The organism is Brevibacillus sp. NL20B1 (genome assembly GCF_018195675.1).
In the GTDB taxonomy this organism is placed as follows: domain Bacteria; phylum Bacillota; class Bacilli; order Brevibacillales; family Brevibacillaceae; genus Brevibacillus; species Brevibacillus aydinogluensis.
In genome coordinates, this window is the sequence record NZ_JAGTPT010000002.1 from 94,527 (window position 1) to 114,676 (window position 20,150).

Consider the following 20,150-nt stretch of genomic DNA (forward strand, 5'->3'; position numbering starts at 1 on the left):
TGTCTAGGAGACTAGCAAGCGCTTGATGCGCCAGTCCAGCTCAATGGGGGAAAATGGTTTGGTGATATAATCGGCAACGCCTTTTTGGAAGCATTTGGTCATGTCTTCCTCCAGACGTTTGTCCGTCAGCACCACAATTTTGCATCGCGCTTCAGGTTCCTGCTGCTCTCGAAGCCAATCGATCACCTGAAACCCGTTCATCACCGGCAGCGTTAGTTCAGTGATTACCAGGTCAGGACGCAGCTGCAGGTATTTTTCCATCCCCTCTGCGCCGTCTATTGCGGTATGCACATCGTATCCGCTGCGCGCGAACCGAACCGCCAGGAGCTGCCTGACGACGGGGTCGTTCTCAATTAGCAGCAGGCGGTGAGGCCGCACAGACGGTTGGCACACGACAAACTGCAAACTGTCTGCGGCTCCGGCCTTTTGTTCCAGTCGCCGGATCACTTCCTGATACAACGCCTCGAACGAATCGCCGCTTTCGGGAAAGCTGGCAATGTAGACGCTCCCTTGCAGCCGGTGGCGCTCCTGCAGCCTCTCCTTGACTTGCAGCGCCAGATAGTGCGTATCGGCCAGCGTTGTGCCGTCCAACAAGAGGAACAGCACCTTTGACTCGTCGTCGTAAAAGACCTGAGCAGCCTGCCGGGGATCGCGATCCTGGATATACTGCTGCAGTCCGGCCCATTCCGGGTCACCGTCTGATTCGCATCGGGCGGCAATCAGACCGCACGCCAGGTTGCTCGCCTCGTAGTACCGCAAAAAATACGACAGCTTTTCGGCAAACCGGGACTCTGCCACACGTTGGTTACCGCTTGTAGGCATCTTCTCCACTCCTTTGCAGATGCGTCACGATTGTCGCGTCTCTACTTTCCAACTCTGCCGCGTCATGACACCCCACGTGTTGTTCTTGCGGAAAAACTCAATGTGACCGAGGAGGCGCCAAATCGCTCCCAATTGGTAGTACCCGAAAAACATCAGGAATCCGTATCCCAGCAGCTTGGCCAGATCGCTCATTTTCGGATAACGGCGGAACGCCCGCTCTTCCAGCAAAATGGCGCTGACGGTGAGCATGTAGCCGTACAAGAGGTTGATCGCCATAAAGACCAGAACGATGTGTGCATCGGTCATGTCCATCAAACTGTATCCGATCAGGGCGAGCAGCCCGGTCAGCTTGAAATAGGGATTCAGCGTTTCAAACATCACGTTGTAAGGCATGGTCAACAGGCCCATGATCTTATACTTCGGATTGAACAGCATGTGCCGGTATTCCAGCATGTTTTTCAGGTTACCCCGGCCCCAGCGCTTGCGCTGACTGCTCAAGATACGGAATGTGTCCGGCGCCTGCGTCCAGCAGACAGCATCGGGACAAAAGGCAACACGGTACTTCAGCTTGTTCTCCAGCATGTACTTGTGCAATTTAATGATGATGTTCATGTCCTCGCCGGGGTACCCTTCGCGGTAGCCGCCAACTTTGATCACGCAGTCTTTGCGGAAGAGGCCAAATGCCCCCGACACGATGATCAAGCCGTTGATCGAGCTCCATCCAATCCGACCGCCGAGGAAGGCTTTCATGTATTCGATGGTCTGAAACATCGGCAGCAGTTTGTCAGGAAGCCTCACTTTCTTGACGATGCCGTCCTCGATCAGGCAACCGTTGGCGATGCGCACGTTTCCGCCGATGGCGACGGTCTCTTCCGGATTTTCCATGTACACCTGTGCCATCCGGATGAGTGCGTCTTTTTCCAGCAAGGAATCGGCATCAATTGACGCGATCAGCGGATAGTGGGACAAGTTGATGCCTGCGTTGAGTGAATCCGCCTTGCCGCCGTTTTCCTTGTCGATGACATAGAGCTGCGGGTACTGCGGGTTGTGATAAATCCCTTTAACGGGCGACGAGTGCACCACATTGCGGATCCGGGCGTGCGGCTGCCGGATCAATCCAAATTCCTTGATGAGCACCTGCAGCGTATCGTCCTTGGACCCGTCGTTGATGACAATCACTTCGTACTGCGGATAATGCAGAGCCAGCAGGGAGCGAACGTTCTCGATAATCGTCAGCTCCTCATTGAATGCCGGCACCAGGATGGAGACGGGCGGGACCCGATCCGATCCGGCAAGTGACTGATAACGGGTATACCGGGAACGCTTCATGATCTTCGAGATGTTCAGATGCGAGAAGATGGTAATCAGCAGGTATATCGAGTTGACCACCATGACGTAGTACATGGCAAACAACCCGTAACCCAGCAACAGATCGCGCATAATTCCTCCTTTCCCTCCGAAGAAATCTTCCATCGTAGACCTTCCGATGAAGTTGGCTTTCTCTCACGGAAGTAGTTCGTGCTGCTATCTCCCTTCTCGGGGAAGTATTCCACGCTTATCCTGTCATATGGCCTGCCTGCTGCGTGTTGAAATAAGAGTGGTACATGGCCTGCTTGGTTTTGGCTCCTGCGGCACCAGCCTGACCGCTGTCGTCGCTCTCGCTGCGGAGCGCTTCCTGGATGTTTTGCATGGCCAGGTCGGCGATTTCAGGCTGCTTCGCCTGCGAAGCGATCTCGCACAGGGCTCTGAATCCGTCGTCGCCGAGTGCGGCCAGGCTGCGGGCGGAATTGTACCGCACCCACCAGTTCTCGTCTTCAATGGCCCGACTGAGCAGCGGCACATAGCGGTCGTCTGCCCATCTGCCGATCGACTTGGCCGTAAGCGATCTGATCTCCCAATCCGGGTGCGTAATGAGCGATTCCACCTGCTGTGGCGTCACCCCATCCCCTGAACGGAGCAGCAGCTTGGCTGCGTTGATGCGGATCTCTTTCTCGTCCGCACCGATCAGCTTCCACAAGCTGCTGAGCAGCTCCTGGTCAGCCGTGGACGGCATCCCGGCCATCGCAACCAGCACCAGCCGCCAATCGGAATGTTCGATCCACTCCCGCATCAGCGGCACAGGATCGACAGCCGACTCGCTCAGAATCTCGGCCATAAGCCGGGGCGATTCCGGAGAAAGGGCGACCATGTGCGTAACCATTTCACGCAGATCCGCCGTATCTCTGGCGCAACGGGCGATAGCGCGGGCGATGATAAAGCGGCCCGGTTCGTCTCGCTCCGTTTTCAGGACCGACAACAGCGCAGGAGCAGCCTGGCTGCACCCCATCGCTCCCAATTTGTAGGCAGCGTCCAAGCGGCTCACGCCAAACGAACGGGACAGACGGGCCAGTTCCATTTCCGGTAGCCCCAGCCGCTCAAACAATTCGGCCAGCCGCTCGCGGTGTCTTCCTTTGACGCGCTCCGCCAGCTCGATCAACTGCTCTTCCAACACGGCCAGGTCCCACTTGTCGAGCGGACCAATCGGGAGTTTCAACTCCTCATCCGCATCGAGATGAGCGATGACGTACGCCACATAGTCCTGCTGCTTTTTTCGTGCTTCGTCTTTCATGCGAGCCACACGCAGGTTTCGCCACTTGAACACGAGCAGGAGGACCATCCCGCTGACAATCAATGCGGATGCGACGCAGATAAACCCGTATGCGATCTGCAGATGTTGAAACATGCTTCTCGCTCTCCTCTCCTCTCCTCTAACTTGACTACCTTGCCACTAGCGGTCGGCCGGAATGGTCTGCAGCGGTTTCTGGTAGATCGAATAGCTCTCTTTGAGTCGTTCCGAAAACTGCGGCAGTTCCCACTCCCGCCAGGTATACCGCTCCCATGTCGAGAGCGGAACAACGGTGCCGTCCACTCCCTGGAGCCGTCCGGACGCTTTATCCCCCCGCAGGGCAATGATGCGAATCCCTTCGGTCTTGACGGCGTCAAACGACTTTGTATTGCCGTCTCGATAGCTCAGGACGTGTTTTGTACTTGGATCGGTAAACCCGATCAGCATCCAGGGAATGCGTACTTCCAACCACTCACCGTTGACCTGCCAGTGTGCCTGTGAGCTGTAGCCTTCTTTTCCAACAGCGGTCGTCCCCCGACGTAATTTTCCTACCACCACCTCCTCAAACGGATGGTACTGCTTCGTATCCGGGGGAGTCATCTCCAGGCTGACCGCCAGCTTCACCGGCGTAAACACTCCGGAATTGTCTTGGCGCTCTTCCTCCGGGATGCTCAACATTCCGAAACGCTCTCCGTACAGTCGGCGATGGAAATCGTATTGGGCCGCCAGTTTGACCTGGCTTTCCTGCTCGGTTCCCAGCACAGCGAGCGCCTCCAGTCCCTCATCCAGCGACAGTCCGGGCAGTTCGCCGGATTGCCGGTTGCCGCCCGGTATGGTGTCAAAGCCGAGGTACAACGTTTCCTTCTCCGGCTGGAACGCACCGTCCAACCGGGCCAGCAAGTAGACGTAAGCTTCGTCATGCGTCATCCAGATGTCGCGAAATCCGGGCATATGTGCCGGCATCTTTCGTTTTTCCTCCGCCGGCAGCCTGTCCCAATCGTCCGCCTTTCCGTCGATGACCAGATCATCTTCCTTGCCGGCATCCATCGCCAGAAGCCCGAAGAACGATTCATTGGTCAGTTCGTTTTTCCAGTACGCCCGCCGGTCTTCCGGAATCTCGAACCGCATGGTGTTCCAGGTCCGTTTAAACCATTCGTCCTGCCAGGTGAACAGTATGGCGCCCGAATACCCTTCGGCGTAAATCTCCTGAAGCAGTTCCGCATTGATGCGTCCCTGCTCGCGCTCGTCGTGTCCGCCCTGATCGCGTCCCAAGGGGCCAAGGTGCGCGACTCCCAAGGACGAGGGAACACCAAACTCGGTAACCATGACAGGCATCCCTTTGTGGTGGGACTTCAATTGCCTGAGGTAGGATTTGTACGGATCGATCTCGCCGCGCTCGTTTTTCACCGTTCTGACCTCCGGATCAAACCGGAAAAAGTCCGGATAATACGGATAGACGTGATAGGCGGCGAAGAAACCCGCCTCCCAGTTGACGTTCTGGATATGCGTCGGATCGACGCTGACCATGTCCTCGTGAATGATCGGTTCACCCGGATGGGAGAGCGGATCGGTCGTGACCCAGTTGGTAAACGTCACCGGATGCTGCCAGCCCCGTTTGGCTTCCAGTTGGGCTGTATAATCAAGCATCTCCGCCAGCCAGCTCTCAAACGGCGTGGCTGCGGGAGCGGCCTGAAAGTGACGCCCGTGATACATCGGTTCCTGTCTGCGCACTCGGTTTGTCTGGCTCACCATTTCCGGGTCCCATTCGGTTCCGATATGCCAGCCCAACAGGTAGGGACCGGCATTGGCTGTGTATGTACCACTTGCTTTGCCCTGCCGTTCGGGAATCTCGATGTCTCCGTACACCGCTCCAACGGCGTATTCGATTTCCTGGCGAAACTCGGTCTTGATCTCCGGTAAAAACGCATCCTTCTTTTCAATCAGCGCTTCTTCCGGCGACCAGATTCCCTGAATCAGGTAGAGCGGATCATCGGCGTGCTTCCGATTGAACTCCACCAGTGTCTCGTAGAAGACAGGCTGATGGATGGTGTAAATCCGCACGGCTCTGACACCCAATTCGTACATCTGGCCGAACCAGCGTTCGTAGTCTTCTTTTTGGATCGGCAGTTCGCCAGGATAATGCCCCGGCAGGGATGCCCCCAAGTTTATCCCTTTAACGAAGTAGGGTTTCCACGTGCTGTCTTTATACATCTGTAGCTGCTCGCCGTGCGTGCGGAATTTTATATGGTGTCCCTCCGACGTTTGCACCGTCTCAACCTGGGCAGACGTGGGAAACATCCACATGGCAAAGCCGACAGTGGCGCCGGCGAATCCCGCGAGGAGCAGCCAACTGATTCGTTTGCGAATCCCAGCCTTCTCCATCTCGACACTCCCCGATCACGTTTTACTCGGATTGACACGCCTGTCGGTCATTATACGGCAGGAAATTCCACACCGGCCATAGTCGCAGTTTCCTGCTTCACGAACACCTGTTTTGTAACGAAAATGTAATACAATTCCATTTTCGTGCCCAAATTCCCAGATAAATCATCAACCAGTCCTGCAACCTGTCAAGGACATATGGACAAAAGAAATGGAATGGCAGGATATGTAAACGCATACATAGGTCCATTTTACTTGAAAAAATTGGTATGTTGCTCCCAAAAAAGAAGCCTTCCACTTTACATGGAAGGCTGATTTATTACATGTTCTTTACAACAAGGCTGGGTCTACTGGTGGGTGGACTGTTGAGAGGAGTGTTGCTGGCCAATCTCGATTTTGCCCAACGCCTGTTTCATTTTGTCCAACTGCAACTGGTAATCCCGCACTACCTCGGTCAAGACGCTGACCGACTCCTTGAAATCGGGTTCATTCGTAATCCTGTCGATGGCTCTATGTAAATGGAGCATCTTGTTTTCCGTTTCCCGCAGAAGATCAAGCAACTGCAATCCGTTCACCACAATATCACCTCATCCTTTTTTTCATATCGTCTCCACCTGACCGGCTGGCTATACACACGTAAAAGCCCGACGGTAATCGTCGGGCTCTTGGGTAGGTCGGTTAGCTGCGGGATGCGGCCAGGGAGACGAATGTCTCCACATCCTCCGCGATCAGGGCGAGCGAGCCGCGCCAGAAATCGACGGAGCGGACGTCCACGTCCATGATGGCGGCAACGTCGGCTATGTTCATCTTGCCGGTGACCGCAAGCAATTGGTCGTACTGTTCAACAAACGAAGCGCCGCGCTTCAGGTACTCGGCGTACAGCCCTTTGGCAAACAGGAGGCCAAACGCGTACGGGAAGTTGTAGAAGTTGTAATCGGCAAAGTAGTAGTGCGGCTTGCACACCCACATGTACGGGTGCAGGAATTCGTGGTCCAGGCCGTCGCCGTACGCCTCTTTTTGCGCCTGCAGCATGATTGCCTTCAGCTCGTTGACGGAAAGCGAGCCGTTTTCACGGCGCTTGAACACCTCCGATTCAAACAGATAGCGGCTGTAGATGTCGACAATGACTTGTCCTTCGCCGGAGATGGCATTTTCCAAAATGGCAAACGCCTCTTCCTCGGTCGCCTGCTGAAGCGCCGCTTTGGCGATGATCGTCTCGCAGAAGATGGAAGCGGTTTCGGCAATCGGCATCGGATAGTCGCTGTTCAAAAACGCTTCGTCTACCAGGCACTCACCGTGATAGCCGTGTCCCAGTTCGTGGGCCAACGTGCTCACGTCGTTGTACGAGCCGGTGAAGTTGGCCATGATCCGGCTTTCCTTGACGACGTGCAGGTTGTGGCAGAACGCGCCGCCCCGTTTGCCTTCGCGCGGTTCGGCGTCAATCCAGCGGTTGTCAAACGCACGCGCGGCGTAGTTGGCCAGCTTTTCACTAAAGCTGCCGAAGTGTTTGACGATAAAGTCCCGCGCCTCTTGATACGTAAAGCGCATGTCCGCCTCTCCCACGGGCGCAAACAGATCGTAGAACGGCAGTCCGTTCGCGTGGCCCAACAGCTTCGCTTTCGTCCGGTAGTACTTGTGAAAGACGGGCAGGCTTTCGCGCATCGCGGTCAACATCGCGTCCAGCGTTTCCTTGTCCATGCGGGAGTCCTGCAGCGTTTTGTCGAGAGCAGATTCGTAGCCGCGCAGTTTGACGGTGGTGATCACCTCGCCCTTGATGCCGTTCAGGCAGGCTGCAGACGATTCCTCGATTTTCTTGTACGCTGCAAGTTCAGCCTCATACGCCGTCCTGCGCACTTGCGGATCTTTTTCGTAGGCCATGTTGCGCACGACCGACAGCGGCAGCTGTTTCGCTTCGCCATCGACGGTGATGTCTACCATTAGTGTGGAGGTGAGCAGTTCCTGCAGCTTCGACCATGCGTTGGAGCCGGTGTTTTTCATCTTTGCCAGAATGATTTCTTCTTTTTCGCTCAGCAGGTACTTTGCCTTTTGCGCCGTCTCTGTGAGGAAGAACCGGTGCGTTTCCAGCAGCGGAGACTGGCTGATCAGACTGTCCAGGCCGGAAAGCGATCCCAACCACTTTTGAAACTGGACGCCTGGCTCCACCAGTTCCACCGCCTGCTCCTGAATCCGTTCCACCAATTGCAGGGCGCGTTCGTTTTTTGCGTCGACACTGGCGGTCAGCTCGGCAAAATGATACAAACGGGACTGCGTTTGCAGCACAGACGTCAGTTTGGTTATGTACGTTTCCATTTTGTTCACGGCGTCATCCTGCCCATGCAGGTGCTCTTTGCTCCACGCTTTCAGTTCCTTCATCTCACTGCACAATTTGTCCCAATCTTTTTGCAGTTCCGGGGAATCGAAAGACGGGTACAACACGTCCAAACTCCAGCGCATCTCCATACACACGTGCCTCCTTAGCAACTTCTTGATCAATTCCTTCCTTATTGTAAAAAAAATCTTATGGAGTGAGCAAGTTTTTCAAAAGGAACCCCTACCCTGATTCCGGGTAGGGGCAACGCTTACACTTTCATCTTTGTTTCGGGATGCTGCACCAGGGTCTGCCGCTTGATCGCCAGCGTCAGCAGGGAGCACAGGAGTAAAAACCCGCTGAGAAAAAACAAGCTGGCTGTCATGCTGCCCGTCGCTTCGTTCAAATACCCGAGCGCATAAGGGCCGAGAAAACCGCCCAGGTTGCCGATGGAGTTGATCAACGCGATGCCCACCGCCGCCGCTTCCTCGCTGAGGAACAGCGCAGGCAGCGCCCAGAACGGTCCAAAGAAGCTGTATATTCCAGCCGTCGCCACACCCATCATGAGGACGGAGAGGTACGGATCGTCGGTAAAGGCGCAGATGATCAACCCGAGCGCTCCCACCGCCGGAGGGATAGCCGCGTGCATCCGCCGTTCCCCGGTACGGTCCGAGCGGCGGGCCCATGCAATCATCGCCAATCCGCCGATCACATAGGGAATCATCGTAACCAATCCCACCTGCGTATTGGTCAGCTTGCCGGACAGCAGCTTGATGATCGTCGGCATCCAGAAACCGATTCCGTACAACCCCACGACCAATGTGAAGTAAATCAGGGCCAGATGCCACACGCGCGGGTTGGCCAGCACGTCTTTGGTCGTATACCGCTTTTGGTGCTGTTTGGCCATCTGTTCGCGAGCCAGTTCCGCATTGAGCCACTGCTTTTCTTCCGCAGTCAGCCAATGCGCGTCATCGGGACGGTCCGTCAGGTAGAAATAAGTGACAACGCCGCAGATGACCGCCGGGATACCTTCCAGGATGAACATCCAGCGCCATCCCGGCATGCCAAACCAGTAGATGTTGTCCATGATCCAGGTGGAGATTGGGGCCCCGATGATATTGGAAGCGGCCAGCGCCGTCATGAACAAGGCAAACGCGCGCGCCTGCTCCCGTGCCCGAAACCAGTACGTGATGTACAAGATGATCCCCGGGAAGAAGCCCGCCTCTGCCACGCCGAGAAGAAAGCGGAGAACGTAAAGGTGCATGGCGTTCTGCGCCCATGCCGTGACGATCACGACCAGCCCCCAGCTCACAATGATGCGGGCGATCCAGATGCGGGCACCAATCCGGTGCATCAGGATATTGCTGGGTATTTCAAATAGAAAGTACCCGATGAAAAAGATGCCGGACACAAGGCCGAACACCTCGGCGCTCAATCCCAGCGCCTGGTTCATCTCCAGAGCCGCGTAACCCAGATTGACCCTGTCCAAGAACGCAACGATGTACAGCAGAAAAATAAAGGGGATGATTCGCCGCATCACCTTGCGGACAGTCCGCTCGCCGACGGATGGCTGCACGGTTTGTTCCTGATTCATTGGCGTTCCTCCTTCGCGCATTTCAAGCGTGAACCGGCTGTGTCAGATAGGTCAGTGCGGACAGGGCAAACAGTTGGGTCGTCTCCACGAGTTGTGCGATGTCCACGTATTCGTCGACGTGGTGCGGGATGTGCCGGTCCCCCGCGCCGGTGGTCAGGATCGGGATGCCGGCCTTGTGCAAAAACGTCCCGTCGGTGGCGCCGGGCACTCCGTTGAAGACCGGCTCCTTTTTCGCCACTTCCCGGTATGCTGTCGCGACCGCCTGCACCACTTCCGCCTCCATTGGCGTCAACGTCCACGGGCGCTCCTCGATCACGTCCAGCACGGCCTTGAACTGGTCATCCTCGTGCGCCAGCCGCTCCAGAATGTCGTTCATCTCCCGGCGCAGCACATCGTGATCCTGGCCGGGCACCGTGCGGATGTCCAGCGTAGTCATGCACTGATCGGGAACGACGTTGATCTGCGGTTCTCCCTTGACCGGGGCCTGCACAATCGTCGGCGTGATGCTGGGCCACCCGAGCATGGGATGCTCTCCCAGACGTTCCTTCTCTCGTCGTTCCAACTCCTCCAGTGCGAGTATCACCCGGGCCATGCGGGTGTTGGGATTCACCCCGGTCAGCGGCATGGCGCCGTGGGCCATTTTTCCGTAGGTCCTGAGGATCGCCCGCATTGCCCCTTTCTGCGTGATGCAAAGCTGGTTTTCCTCGGGCTCGCAGATGATCGCAGCATCCACACCGTCCGCCCACCCGCGGCGGATGAAATCCTTGATCCCGATCATCATGCCTTCTTCGTCGCAAGGGATGCAGAGCAGAATTTTGCCCGGAAATGGGATGGCGGAACGCTGAATCGCCTTGACGGCACAGATTGCCGCCGCCAGGTTGCCTTTTGTGTCGCAGGCGCCCCGGCCGTAGATGCGGCCGCCTGCGATCTGCCCGCCGAACGGGTCGTAGCTCCACGCGTCGCGGTCCCCCTCCGTCACAACGTCCGTATGCGCCTCAAAGAGAAGCGTTTTGCCCGGACGGCCGGAATCGTAAAAGGCGATCACGTTGGGCCGCCCCGGCACCACTTCCTCGTAAAATACCTGAAGTCCCATCTGCTGCAGGGTCTCGGCGACAAATTGGGCGACCCGCTCTTCGTTGCCATCCGGCTGACCTGGCCGATACACGCTCGGGATACGCACCAACTCCTGCGTCAGGCGAACGACTTCCTGCTCATCGACATAGGAAATGACTTGATTCATGGACAATCGCTCCTCTCCAGATTCTGCACGGATACCGCGATGGGACGGCATTCCGCTGGTCCGTTTCCGTCAGTCCCCCTGCATCACAACTTCCGCCGCTGGCTCACATGCACGCAACCGACAGTACATCATCCCGCTATCACAAATCTCCTGAAATTTTTGACTTTTGTTTGCCGGCCGAGCCGATTTTCTTCCACGCCACCACGACAGCCAGCGTCACGATAACGGAGACGATCGCTTCCGGAAGGCCACTGAACACCGCTACGCTGGCAGCGACGCCGACCGGCATGTAGCCGCGGATAACCGCCATCCCGAGCACCAGGATCGTGTTTGTCATCGAACCCACAAAGCCGGCAAGGGCAATCGCTGCATGCTCGTTGAGACGCCGCAAACCCGTGTACGTCAGGTACGCCGTGACCCCGATAAACAGCCGCGGCAGGATGGCGACCAACGGGTCTTTAAACAGCGGAACTGTGGCATTTAAAAAGGAAGAAACACCGAAAATGAGACCAATCACCAACCCAACGCCCCACCCTTCCACAATGCCGCCGATCACTGCCGGGATGTGCATGATCGTCGCATTGCCTGCCGCCGTCGGGACCGGAATGAAGCCGAGGCGCGTCACGCCCAGCAGGATGGCAATGGCCCCTAACACACCGGCGATCACAATTTTGCGAACCGTCAAGCCCTTTTCCATGCGTCTTCCCTCCTAATTGAATGCTGATTATTGGCGATTTTTCCGTCCAGCAAGCACTCTCCACTACCAGGGTATCGCCACCATCACCGCAGCCATGACCACGCTTGCAGCAATGGCAGCGTAATCCCTGCCGTGCGCCTTGTAGTGGGCGTAGCGCGTCCGAGCCGCTCCCGGCGTGTAGCAGCGCGCCTCCATGGCGAGAATCAGGTCCTCCGCGCGAGACAGCGCCACGTTAAACAGCGGGATGAGAATCGGCAGCATGTCTTTCGTCCGTTTTACGATCCGCCACCACTCGCCGGTGCCAAAGTCGGCGCCGCGCGACGCCTGGGCCTTCATCATCTTTTCCATTTCCAGCGCAAAGGTGGGCACGAAGCGGATCGCGATGGTGATGATCAGGGCGAACGCGTGGACGGGAAACCGGATGGCTGCAAGCGGCCGTAACAGCCGCTCCATCCCGTGCGTCAGCTCGGTCGTCGACGTGCTGAGCGTCAGCACGCTGGAGAGAAAGATCACCTCCACAAACCGCATTGCCGACACGATCACCAGCCGAACGCTTTCGCTGGAGATGGTCACAATACCGTACTGGAGATAGATGGTCCCGCCTCGGGCGATTTCCCCGTAAAAAAGCAGCTGCAACACGGCCAAGATGAGGATGAACGGCACAGCCGGTTTTACCCCGGACAGGCCGTAGCGCAGCGGAATCCTGGCGAGGTGAAACAGCCACAAGCAGACAAGGAGACCGAACAGGTTGCCCGCGTAGGTGCCGCAGATCGCAATCGCGAGGATGAGGATGACAAAGGCGGCCAACTTAAACCGCGGATCGAGCCGGTGCACGATCGAACCTGTCGGCAGATACTGGCCGATCGTGATGTTTCGGGTCAATTCAAATTCGGCGGACATGCGAATCCCTCCTCACCGCCTGATCAACGTCACGATTTGCTCCGCTGCTTCTTCGGCGCGGTACGCCCCCACATCGACCGAATACCCCTGGTCCCGCAGCCGGTAGAGGATGTCGACGCTCTCCGGCGTTCCGATCCGATGGGCGCGCAAAATCTCCTGGTTGCCAAAGATGTCGCGCGGGGTGCCTGTGCAGACGGTCCGCCCGCCGGCCATGACATAGACGCGGTCGGCCAGCCGGGCCACTTCCTCCATGTTGTGGGAGACGAAGATGACCGTCAGGCCTTCCTCTCGGTTCAGCCGGCGTATCCGCTCCAACAGCTCGTTGCGCGAACGCGGGTCAAGCCCGGCCGTCGGTTCGTCCAGCACCAGCACCTTGGGCGCAAGTGCCAGCACGCCGGCCAGGGCCACCTTCCGCTTTTGGCCGCCGCTGAGCGCAAACGTCGGTCTGTCTTTCATCTCCTGAAACGACAGCCCGACCAGCTCCATGGCCCACTGTACGCGGCGCCGCACCTCATCCAGCGGCAGCCCCATCTTGAACGGGCCGTACGCTACGTCATCGCCGACCAGCTTCTCGAAAATCTGGTCTTCCGGGTTTTGAAAGACCAGCCCCACCTGACGCCTGAGCGCTTTTACGTCCAGCTTCGGATGGGAGACGTCCAGCCCGTTGACGATGACGGTGCCGGACTGGGGACGGATCAAGCCGTTGAAATGTTGAATCAGCGTCGATTTGCCCGATCCGGTGTGACCGATGATGGCGATACACTCCCCTGCTGCCACCTGCATGGTCACGTCGGTGAGGGCGCGGTGCTCCAGCGGGGTGTTCTGCATGTACACGTGTGACAGATTCCGTACTTCAATGATCGGCTGACTCATGATCCGCTCGCCTCCGCCCGTTTAAGCGTGAGCCTGTTTACTTCCGCCACCACTTCCTCGTTGTGAATCAGCGCGGGGGAAAACGCCGGCACTTCCCGGTGGACCCATGCAGCAATCCGGCTAGCGTCCGGGACGTCCAAGTGAAGCTCACGCAGCCGCTCATGCTGGGCAAACACGTCCCGCGGGGTGCCCTGCAGCGCGATCCGGCCGCCTTCCATCACGATCACCCGGTCCGCTGCCGCCGCTTCTGACATGTGGTGCGTCACGTTCACGATCGTCATGCCTTCGCGATGAAGTCTGCGGACGACAGCAAGTATCTCCTGCCGTCCGAAGCTGTCCAGCATACTGGTGGCTTCGTCCATCACCAGACACTGCGGTTTCATCGCGAGGACGCCGGCAATCGCGATCCGCTGCTTCTGTCCCCCAGACAGATGGTGCGGCGGCCTGTGGCGGAACGCGCTCATTCCGACGGACTCCAGGGCAAAGTCGACGCGCTGCTTCATTTCCTCCGGCGGCACGCCGATGTTTTCCAGCCCAAAGGCGACATCCTCCTCAACGATGGTGGCGACAAGCTGGTTGTCGGGATGTTGAAAAACCATGCCGACAAGGCTGCGGATCTCGTGCATCCGCTTCTTGTCCCGGGTATTGATGCCGTTTACCCAAACATCGCCTTCCCGCGGCGTCAAGATGCCATTGAGGTGTTTGGAGATCGTCGATTTTCCCGAGCCGTTGTGGCCAATAATGGCCAGGTGTTCACCCCGGTACACCTCAAAGGAGACGCCGTGCAGGACGGGAATCTGCTGTTCGTGGTTCACCTGATAGGAAAACGAGACGTTTTCTATGCGAATGAGCGGCTCGTTTGTCATGCGTTCCCCTCGCTTTCACTTAAATTCCCCGCCCGCCGTCCACGTTGACAATTTCCCCGGTCACCATTCGGGACAAGTCGCTGCACAGATAAAGAGCAGCATGAGCGATATCGTCCGGCTGGATCAGGCTGCCGAGCGGGACGCTGCTGACAAAGATCTCCTGCGTGTCCCTGGAGATTTTCTCCGCATCCCCGCTCATGAATTGGCGCAGCATCGGCGTCTCCGCCGGACCGGGATTGATCCCGTTTACGCGAATCTTGTAGGGAGCCAGTTCGATTGCCAACGCCTTGGTCAGCATGATCGCCGCTCCCTTCGAGGCGCAGTACGCGTTTAGTCCCGGGCGGGCGCGGATGCCGGCGATCGAACAGATGTTGAGGATCACGCCGCTTCCCCGCTGTTTCATGACGGGAACGACGTACCTGGACGTCAGGTAGATGGACTTGACATTGACATCCATGATCCGCTGCCACAGCTCTTCCGACACCTCCTCGACCGGGGTAAACGTCATCGGCACCCCGGCGCAGTTGACGACGGCGTCCACCGTGCCGAAGCGCTGAACTGTACGCTCCACCATCCCCTTTACTTCGGCGTCAACGGCCACGTTTGCCGGAACCGCCCATGCGTCAGAGCCGCACGCTTCGGCTGTCTCCCGGGCGGCTTCCCCGTTCCAATCGACGACGGCCACCCGTGCCCCCTCCCGCACAAAGCGGCGGCAGATCGCTTTTCCCATGCCGGAACCGCCACCCGTGACGATAACCGCCTTGTCTTTCAACAGCATTGGCACGCCCCCCCTACTGTTTCAGATTCATCACGACCATGCGCAGGTCGGTCATCTCTTCGATCGCGTAGCGCGGCCCTTCCTTGCCCAGACCGCTGTTCTTGATGCCGCCGTAGGGCATCACGTCATTGCGGTACGTAGAGACGTCGTTGATGATGACGCCGCCGTACTCCAGCACCCGTGCAGCCCGCATGGCAATGTTCAAATCGTTGGTGAAAATGCCTGCCTGCAGGCCGTAGCTGGATGCATTGGCGACGGCAAAGGCTTCCTCGATGGTGCGGTAGGGGATGATGGTGACGACCGGGGCGAACACCTCCAGACAATTTACCTTCATCTCCGGGGTGGTTCGCGTCAGCACCGTCGGATGGAACACGGCTTTGTCCCGCCGGCCTCCGCAAAGCAGCTCCGCCCCCTGCGCGACAGCTTCCTGCACCCAGTTTTCCGCTCGGATCGCTTCCGCTTCGCTGATCATCGGCCCGACGTCCGTCTCCGGGTCTTCCGGATCGCCTACGCGCAGTTGACGAACCTCGTGCAGGAATGCCTCTGTAAACGCTTCGGCGACACGCTCGGCCACGAGGATTCGCTGCACGGCGATGCAGGCCTGCCCCGCGTTGTGAAAGCTGCGCTGGGCGATCAGCTTCGCCGCCAGGTCAAGGTCGGCGTCTTCGTGGACGATGTTGGGGGAGTTGTTGCCCAGCTCCAGCGCCACGGGTCGCAGGCCGCTGCGCTGCTTGATGATGGCGCCCACCTCCGCCGAGCCGGTAAAGGTGTACATGGCGATCCGGGGATCGTCCAGCATCCATTCTCCCACCTGGCTGCCGGAGCCGGTGACGATGTTGACGTGCCCTTTTGGAAGGCCGGCTTGTTCCAACAGTTCCACCAGCAGAAAGGACGCGATCGGCGTGGCGGTCGCCGGTTTCAGCACCACTGTGTTGCCTGCGGCGATGGCGGGAGCGACCTTATGCGTGCCGAGGAGCAGCGGATAGTTGAACGGCGTAATCGCCCCGATCACCCCTTTGGGCACGCGGATGGCAAAGCCGATCCGGTTTTCCGCACCCGGCGTAGCCGCGAGGGGCACCATCTCACCGGCAATCCGCTTTGCTTCCTCGGCCGACAGCCGCAGTGTATTGATGACACGGTCCAGCTCGCCCCGGGCGTCTTTGCGTGTCTTGCCCACTTCCCTGACCAGCGACAGTTCCAATTCCTCCCGGCGTTGTTCGGCAATCCGGCTTGCCTCCAGCAGGATGTCTGCGCGCATGCTCGGCGTCAGGGTGCTTCGGCGGAACGTCTCCAGCGCGCATGTGACGGCGTCTTCCACGTGCTGCCGCTTTGCCTTGGCGATCGTGGCGATGACCTCGCCCGTGTACTTGTGAGTGACGGGAATGCACTCGTCTGTCTCCACCCATGTACCGTCGATGTACAGTCGGTAGTGATGCACCTGTGCCTGTGTCCTTTCCATAGGTCATCCTCCCCTGCGGTATAGTTGTTCACGGATGGCCTGCCCCATCTCCCGCGTGGTGGCTGTCCCGCCGAGGTCCGGCGTGCGGACGCGCCGCTCCGCCAGGACGTCTTCGATGCTGTCCAGCACCAACCTGCCCAGTTCCCGCTCGCCCAGGTGATCCAGCATCATGCTCACGCTCCAGATGGTCGCGATCGGATTGGCAGTGCCTGTGCCCGCGATGTCGGGCGCCGATCCGTGAATCGGTTCAAACATCGAAGGGTAGTTTTTTTCCGGATTGATGTTGCCGGACGGGGCCAATCCCAGCCCGCCGACGAGGGCCGCACCCAGGTCGGTCAGGATGTCACCGAACAGGTTGCTGGCGACGACGACGTCAAACGTTTCCGGGCAGCTGACAAAATAGGCGGACAGCGCATCAATGTGTGTCAGCCGGGTCTCAATCTCCGGGTACTCCAGGCTCACTTCCTTGACGATTTCGTCCCAAAACGGCATGGAGTGGTTGATGCCATTGGACTTCGTCGCCGCTGTCAGGCGCCGCTTGCCGGTTTCTTTTGCCAGCCGATAGGCGTAGCGCACGATCCGCTCCACGCCGTAACGGGTGAAGACGTTGTTTTGCACCGCCAGCTCATACGGTGTGCCCTCGTGCAGGCGTCCGCCCATGTTGGAGTACTCACCTTCTGTGTTTTCCCGCACGACGACAAAGTCGAGATCGGCGTGCCCCTTGCAGCGCAGCGGACTCTCCAGCCCGCGCAGCAGCTTGATCGGCCGAAGATTGACATACTGCTGAAACGCTCGCCGGATCGGAAGGATCAACTCCCAGACGGAGATGTGATCAGGCACGCTGGGATCACCGATCGCCCCGAGCAGGATGACGTCAAACTGCCGCAGGGTCGTCAGGCCGTCCTCCGGCATCATCCGCCCGTGCTCCTGGTAATACCGGCAGTTCCAGGGAAAAGTCGAGGTCTCAAAGGCAAGTCCGCCGTGAATCTCGGCAGCCGCCTGCAAGAGAGCGAGTCCCTCCTCCATCACCTCCGGTCCGATACCGTCTCCGGCAATGACCGCGACCGCGTAATGCTTCATCGTGGCTCCTCCTTTGCCATGAGGATGCCCTTTTTCACTTGCAAATCCCATACCACAGTCGGTATATTCATAATTTTCAGTCGTATTGTGGCATGTACGGTCGCTACTCGTTGCATGGCGTACACTCGTTGTTGCAAAACGTGCAACATGTGTTGCAATCCATGCAGCATGTGTCACCGGCGCGTTCCGTTGTATCCGTACTTTTTCAGCTTTCGCCACAGAGTAGTCCTGTCCATGCCGAGTATCTTCGCCGCCTCCATCCGATTTCCCTTTGTCTCTTCCAAAACTTTCCGAATCAGCATGGCTTCCTCAGATTCGCCCGGCTGCGGTCTATCGCGGACACGCTGGATTTTGCTGACAAAAAATTCGGCATCAGACGCGTCCAGGCGGTCGGATTGACACAACAGCACCATGCGCTCTACCACGTTGCGCAGTTCGCGCACGTTGCCGGGCCAGTTGTGCTGCTCCAGCAGGGCAAAGATCGCCGGGTCCACCTCCCTGATCGCTTTGTCTCTTCGCTCGCCCACCTCGTGAATGATCGACCAGACCAGGTCGGGGATGTCTTCTTTCCGCTCTCGCAGCGGAGGGATTTCCAGCGTCAGCACGTTCAGCCGGTAGTAGAGATCGGAGCGAAACTGGCCGGACGCTATCTGCTGCTCCAGATCGCGGTTGGTCGCAGCGATGATCCGCACGTCGACGGGCACGATGCGCTCCCCGCCGATTCGCCTCACCTTTTTCTCCTGCAGGACGCGAAGCAAAAGGGCCTGGATCGGCAGCGACAGCTCACCGATTTCGTCCAGGAACAAGGTGCCGCCGTGGGCCAGCTCAAACAGCCCCGGCTTTCCTCCCCTGCGCGCTCCGGTGAATGCTCCATCCTCGTAGCCGAACAATTCGCTTTCCAACAGGTTGCCGGGCAGAGCAGCGCAGTTGACGGCGATGAACGGACCGGCCGAGCGTTGGCTGACCAGGTGAATGCCCTGCGCAAACAGCTCTTTTCCCGTCCCGGTCTCCCCCGTAATCAGTACGGTCGCCTCCGTCTTTCCGAAACTGGCCGCCCACGCTTTCGCCTCGCGGATGGCCTGCGAGCAGCCGACGATGTCTTCCAGCCGGTATTTGGCCTCCAGTCCGCTCTCCATGTAGTGCTTGCGGATGCGCATTTCCATTTTTTGTACGTCGGTGATCTCCTTGAATGTGGAGACTGCTCCCACGATCTCGCCATCCACAATGATCGGCAGGCGGTTGATGATGATCTGCCGGTTGAGCACGGTAGCGATGTCGCCGATCTCCTTTTTGCCGGTCGCCAGGATGCGCAGCATGTCGGAATTCGGAATGTAGCGGGTGATCTTCTCTCCGACGATGTCGGCGGGGAGGCCGAGGATTTCGATCGCGTTCTTGTTTACCCAGATGACGGTGGAATCCCGGTCGACGGCGATGATGCCGTCATGCGAGGCGTCCAAAATGGCCTGGATGTGGATGTTGCTGTTCACTTTGCCGCATCCCCCTCTTGCGCCCGGTCCACCAGGGCGTTCACTTCCGCGGGCGGTTTTCGCGCCGTTCGCCGTTTGGTCCTGCGCTTCTTCTGCCTGAGGACCACCAGCGCCGCCAGCATCAACCCCAACGTTGCCAGCTGAATCGGCTGCACCATCTCGGGGACTACCCACCCGCTCATCCCGAGCAGATGGAATAGTACAGCCACGTACAGCAGAATGGCGGCCAGATTTTTGGCTTTCATCTCCCGTCACTCCTTTTTCCCGGCGTGGGGACGAGTTCATTTTCTGTGGGTGCAAGAAACTCCCGTGAAGCGCCATCGGCTCCACAGGAGTTTTTCAAGTGTCCGGCAGCCACCGCGTTCCCGTCAGATCGGACGAAGGGGGACGCGGTCCATTCCGGACAGGCGTTCCACCATCTCCACCCACGCCTGCGGCTTTTGCGGCAGGACGGCGTAGTAGCGGGTGAGGAAGGTGACGATCAGATCGGCTTCCAGGCTGTCCTGGTCCTCGTTAGTCGGCAGGAAGCACAGGTCAAGACCGGAAACGGCCTCGCCGTCATTTTGCCAGGACGGATGGACATACGGGAAGTCAATTCGCTTGTACCCGAAATGGGACAGCACTTCCCGCCGCACGAATGGGTCCATCGGCTTGATCCCGCCAAATTCGTGGTTCTCTACCCGGTACGGATCGTAAATCTCTGCGAACATGCCGTATAACTGCTTGCCCTGCGCCGCAGCGAGGGCGTTCAGGTCCTTTTGCCGTTCACGCGCGAGAAAACGTCCGATGCCAAGCCCCTCCCGCCCGATAATCGTAAAGTCGGTCATGGCCACGTTCAGGTCGGCGTAGTAGCGGTACTCGGTCGCCCCTACGACCTCGCCTTCGTGGACGGCCACAAATACGCGGATGCCCGGGTCTTCCAGCGGTTCTTTCCACAAGTCAAACGCCAGCACTTCTTCCGGCGGAAACACTTCCTGCATCAGGCGATGCATGCGCGCAAACAAGGGATCGTCAATGCTTGCAATGCGAATGTACTGCACGGATCTATTCCTCCTCGCC

The 20,150-nt window shown here is 58.3% G+C and carries 18 protein-coding genes; all 18 read right to left on the reverse strand.

Translation table 11 applies throughout. The features are described from left to right. Window positions 1–3: 3 nt before the first annotated feature. Window positions 4–822, reverse strand: coding sequence for a response regulator transcription factor (locus KDN35_RS02190; protein WP_212131977.1), 819 nt, complete (start codon window positions 820–822; stop codon window positions 4–6). 24 nt (window positions 823–846) lie between these two features. Then, window positions 847–2,262, reverse strand: coding sequence for a glycosyltransferase family 2 protein (locus KDN35_RS02195; RefSeq protein ID WP_171564872.1), 1,416 nt, complete (start codon window positions 2,260–2,262; stop codon window positions 847–849). Between the two features lie 115 nt (window positions 2,263–2,377). Next, window positions 2,378–3,544, reverse strand: a complete 1,167-nt coding sequence (locus KDN35_RS02200) for a HEAT repeat domain-containing protein (RefSeq protein ID WP_212131978.1) — start codon at window positions 3,542–3,544, stop codon at window positions 2,378–2,380. Window positions 3,545–3,589: 45 nt separating this feature from the next. Continuing rightward, complete coding sequence (locus tag KDN35_RS02205) at window positions 3,590–5,809, reverse strand: hypothetical protein (RefSeq protein WP_212131979.1); 2,220 nt, start codon at window positions 5,807–5,809, stop codon at window positions 3,590–3,592. 347 nt (window positions 5,810–6,156) lie between these two features. Then, on the reverse strand, window positions 6,157–6,387 hold the full coding sequence (locus KDN35_RS02210; RefSeq protein ID WP_171564875.1) for a hypothetical protein: 231 nt from the start codon (window positions 6,385–6,387) through the stop codon (window positions 6,157–6,159). 100 nt (window positions 6,388–6,487) lie between these two features. Further along, window positions 6,488–8,269, reverse strand: a complete 1,782-nt coding sequence (locus KDN35_RS02215) for a M3 family oligoendopeptidase (RefSeq protein WP_212131980.1) — start codon at window positions 8,267–8,269, stop codon at window positions 6,488–6,490. 119 nt (window positions 8,270–8,388) lie between these two features. Further along, entirely contained in the window at window positions 8,389–9,711 is a 1,323-nt protein-coding gene (locus KDN35_RS02220) for an MFS transporter (RefSeq protein WP_212131981.1), read from the reverse strand. A gap of 22 nt (window positions 9,712–9,733) precedes the next feature. Continuing rightward, window positions 9,734–10,951 (reverse strand): M20 family metallopeptidase, encoded by a 1,218-nt coding sequence (locus KDN35_RS02225; protein ID WP_171564878.1) that lies wholly within the window; start codon window positions 10,949–10,951, stop codon window positions 9,734–9,736. 139 nt (window positions 10,952–11,090) lie between these two features. Further along, window positions 11,091–11,648, reverse strand: a complete 558-nt coding sequence (locus KDN35_RS02230) for an ECF transporter S component (protein ID WP_171564879.1) — start codon at window positions 11,646–11,648, stop codon at window positions 11,091–11,093. Window positions 11,649–11,711: 63 nt separating this feature from the next. Next, on the reverse strand, window positions 11,712–12,548 hold the full coding sequence (locus tag KDN35_RS02235; protein ID WP_212131982.1) for an energy-coupling factor transporter transmembrane component T family protein: 837 nt from the start codon (window positions 12,546–12,548) through the stop codon (window positions 11,712–11,714). Between the two features lie 12 nt (window positions 12,549–12,560). After that, the gene (locus KDN35_RS02240) at window positions 12,561–13,421 is read right to left on the reverse strand and encodes an energy-coupling factor transporter ATPase (RefSeq protein WP_171564881.1); all 861 of its coding nucleotides are present in this window, start codon (window positions 13,419–13,421) and stop codon (window positions 12,561–12,563) included. Beyond that, a complete protein-coding gene (locus KDN35_RS02245) occupies window positions 13,418–14,287 on the reverse strand; it encodes an energy-coupling factor transporter ATPase (RefSeq protein WP_171564882.1) in 870 nt (289 codons plus the stop codon). Before KDN35_RS02245 ends, KDN35_RS02240 begins: the two co-directional genes overlap by 4 nt. Window positions 14,288–14,306: 19 nt before the next feature. Then, entirely contained in the window at window positions 14,307–15,065 is a 759-nt protein-coding gene (locus KDN35_RS02250) for an SDR family oxidoreductase (protein ID WP_212131983.1), read from the reverse strand. A 13-nt stretch (window positions 15,066–15,078) separates the two neighbouring features. Next, on the reverse strand, window positions 15,079–16,524 hold the full coding sequence (locus KDN35_RS02255) for an aldehyde dehydrogenase family protein (RefSeq protein WP_212131984.1): 1,446 nt from the start codon (window positions 16,522–16,524) through the stop codon (window positions 15,079–15,081). Window positions 16,525–16,527: 3 nt separating this feature from the next. Beyond that, a complete protein-coding gene (locus KDN35_RS02260) occupies window positions 16,528–17,604 on the reverse strand; it encodes a tartrate dehydrogenase (protein ID WP_171564885.1) in 1,077 nt (358 codons plus the stop codon). 173 nt (window positions 17,605–17,777) lie between these two features. Beyond that, window positions 17,778–19,091 carry a sigma-54 interaction domain-containing protein gene (locus KDN35_RS02265; RefSeq protein ID WP_171564886.1) on the reverse strand — a complete coding sequence of 438 codons (1,314 nt, stop codon included), beginning with the start codon at window positions 19,089–19,091 and terminating at the stop codon, window positions 17,778–17,780. Continuing rightward, the gene (locus KDN35_RS02270; protein WP_171564887.1) at window positions 19,088–19,336 is read right to left on the reverse strand and encodes a hypothetical protein; all 249 of its coding nucleotides are present in this window, start codon (window positions 19,334–19,336) and stop codon (window positions 19,088–19,090) included. Before KDN35_RS02270 ends, KDN35_RS02265 begins: the two co-directional genes overlap by 4 nt. Window positions 19,337–19,459: 123 nt before the next feature. Next, complete coding sequence (locus tag KDN35_RS02275; RefSeq protein ID WP_212131985.1) at window positions 19,460–20,131, reverse strand: GNAT family N-acetyltransferase; 672 nt, start codon at window positions 20,129–20,131, stop codon at window positions 19,460–19,462. Window positions 20,132–20,150 lie beyond the last annotated feature (19 nt).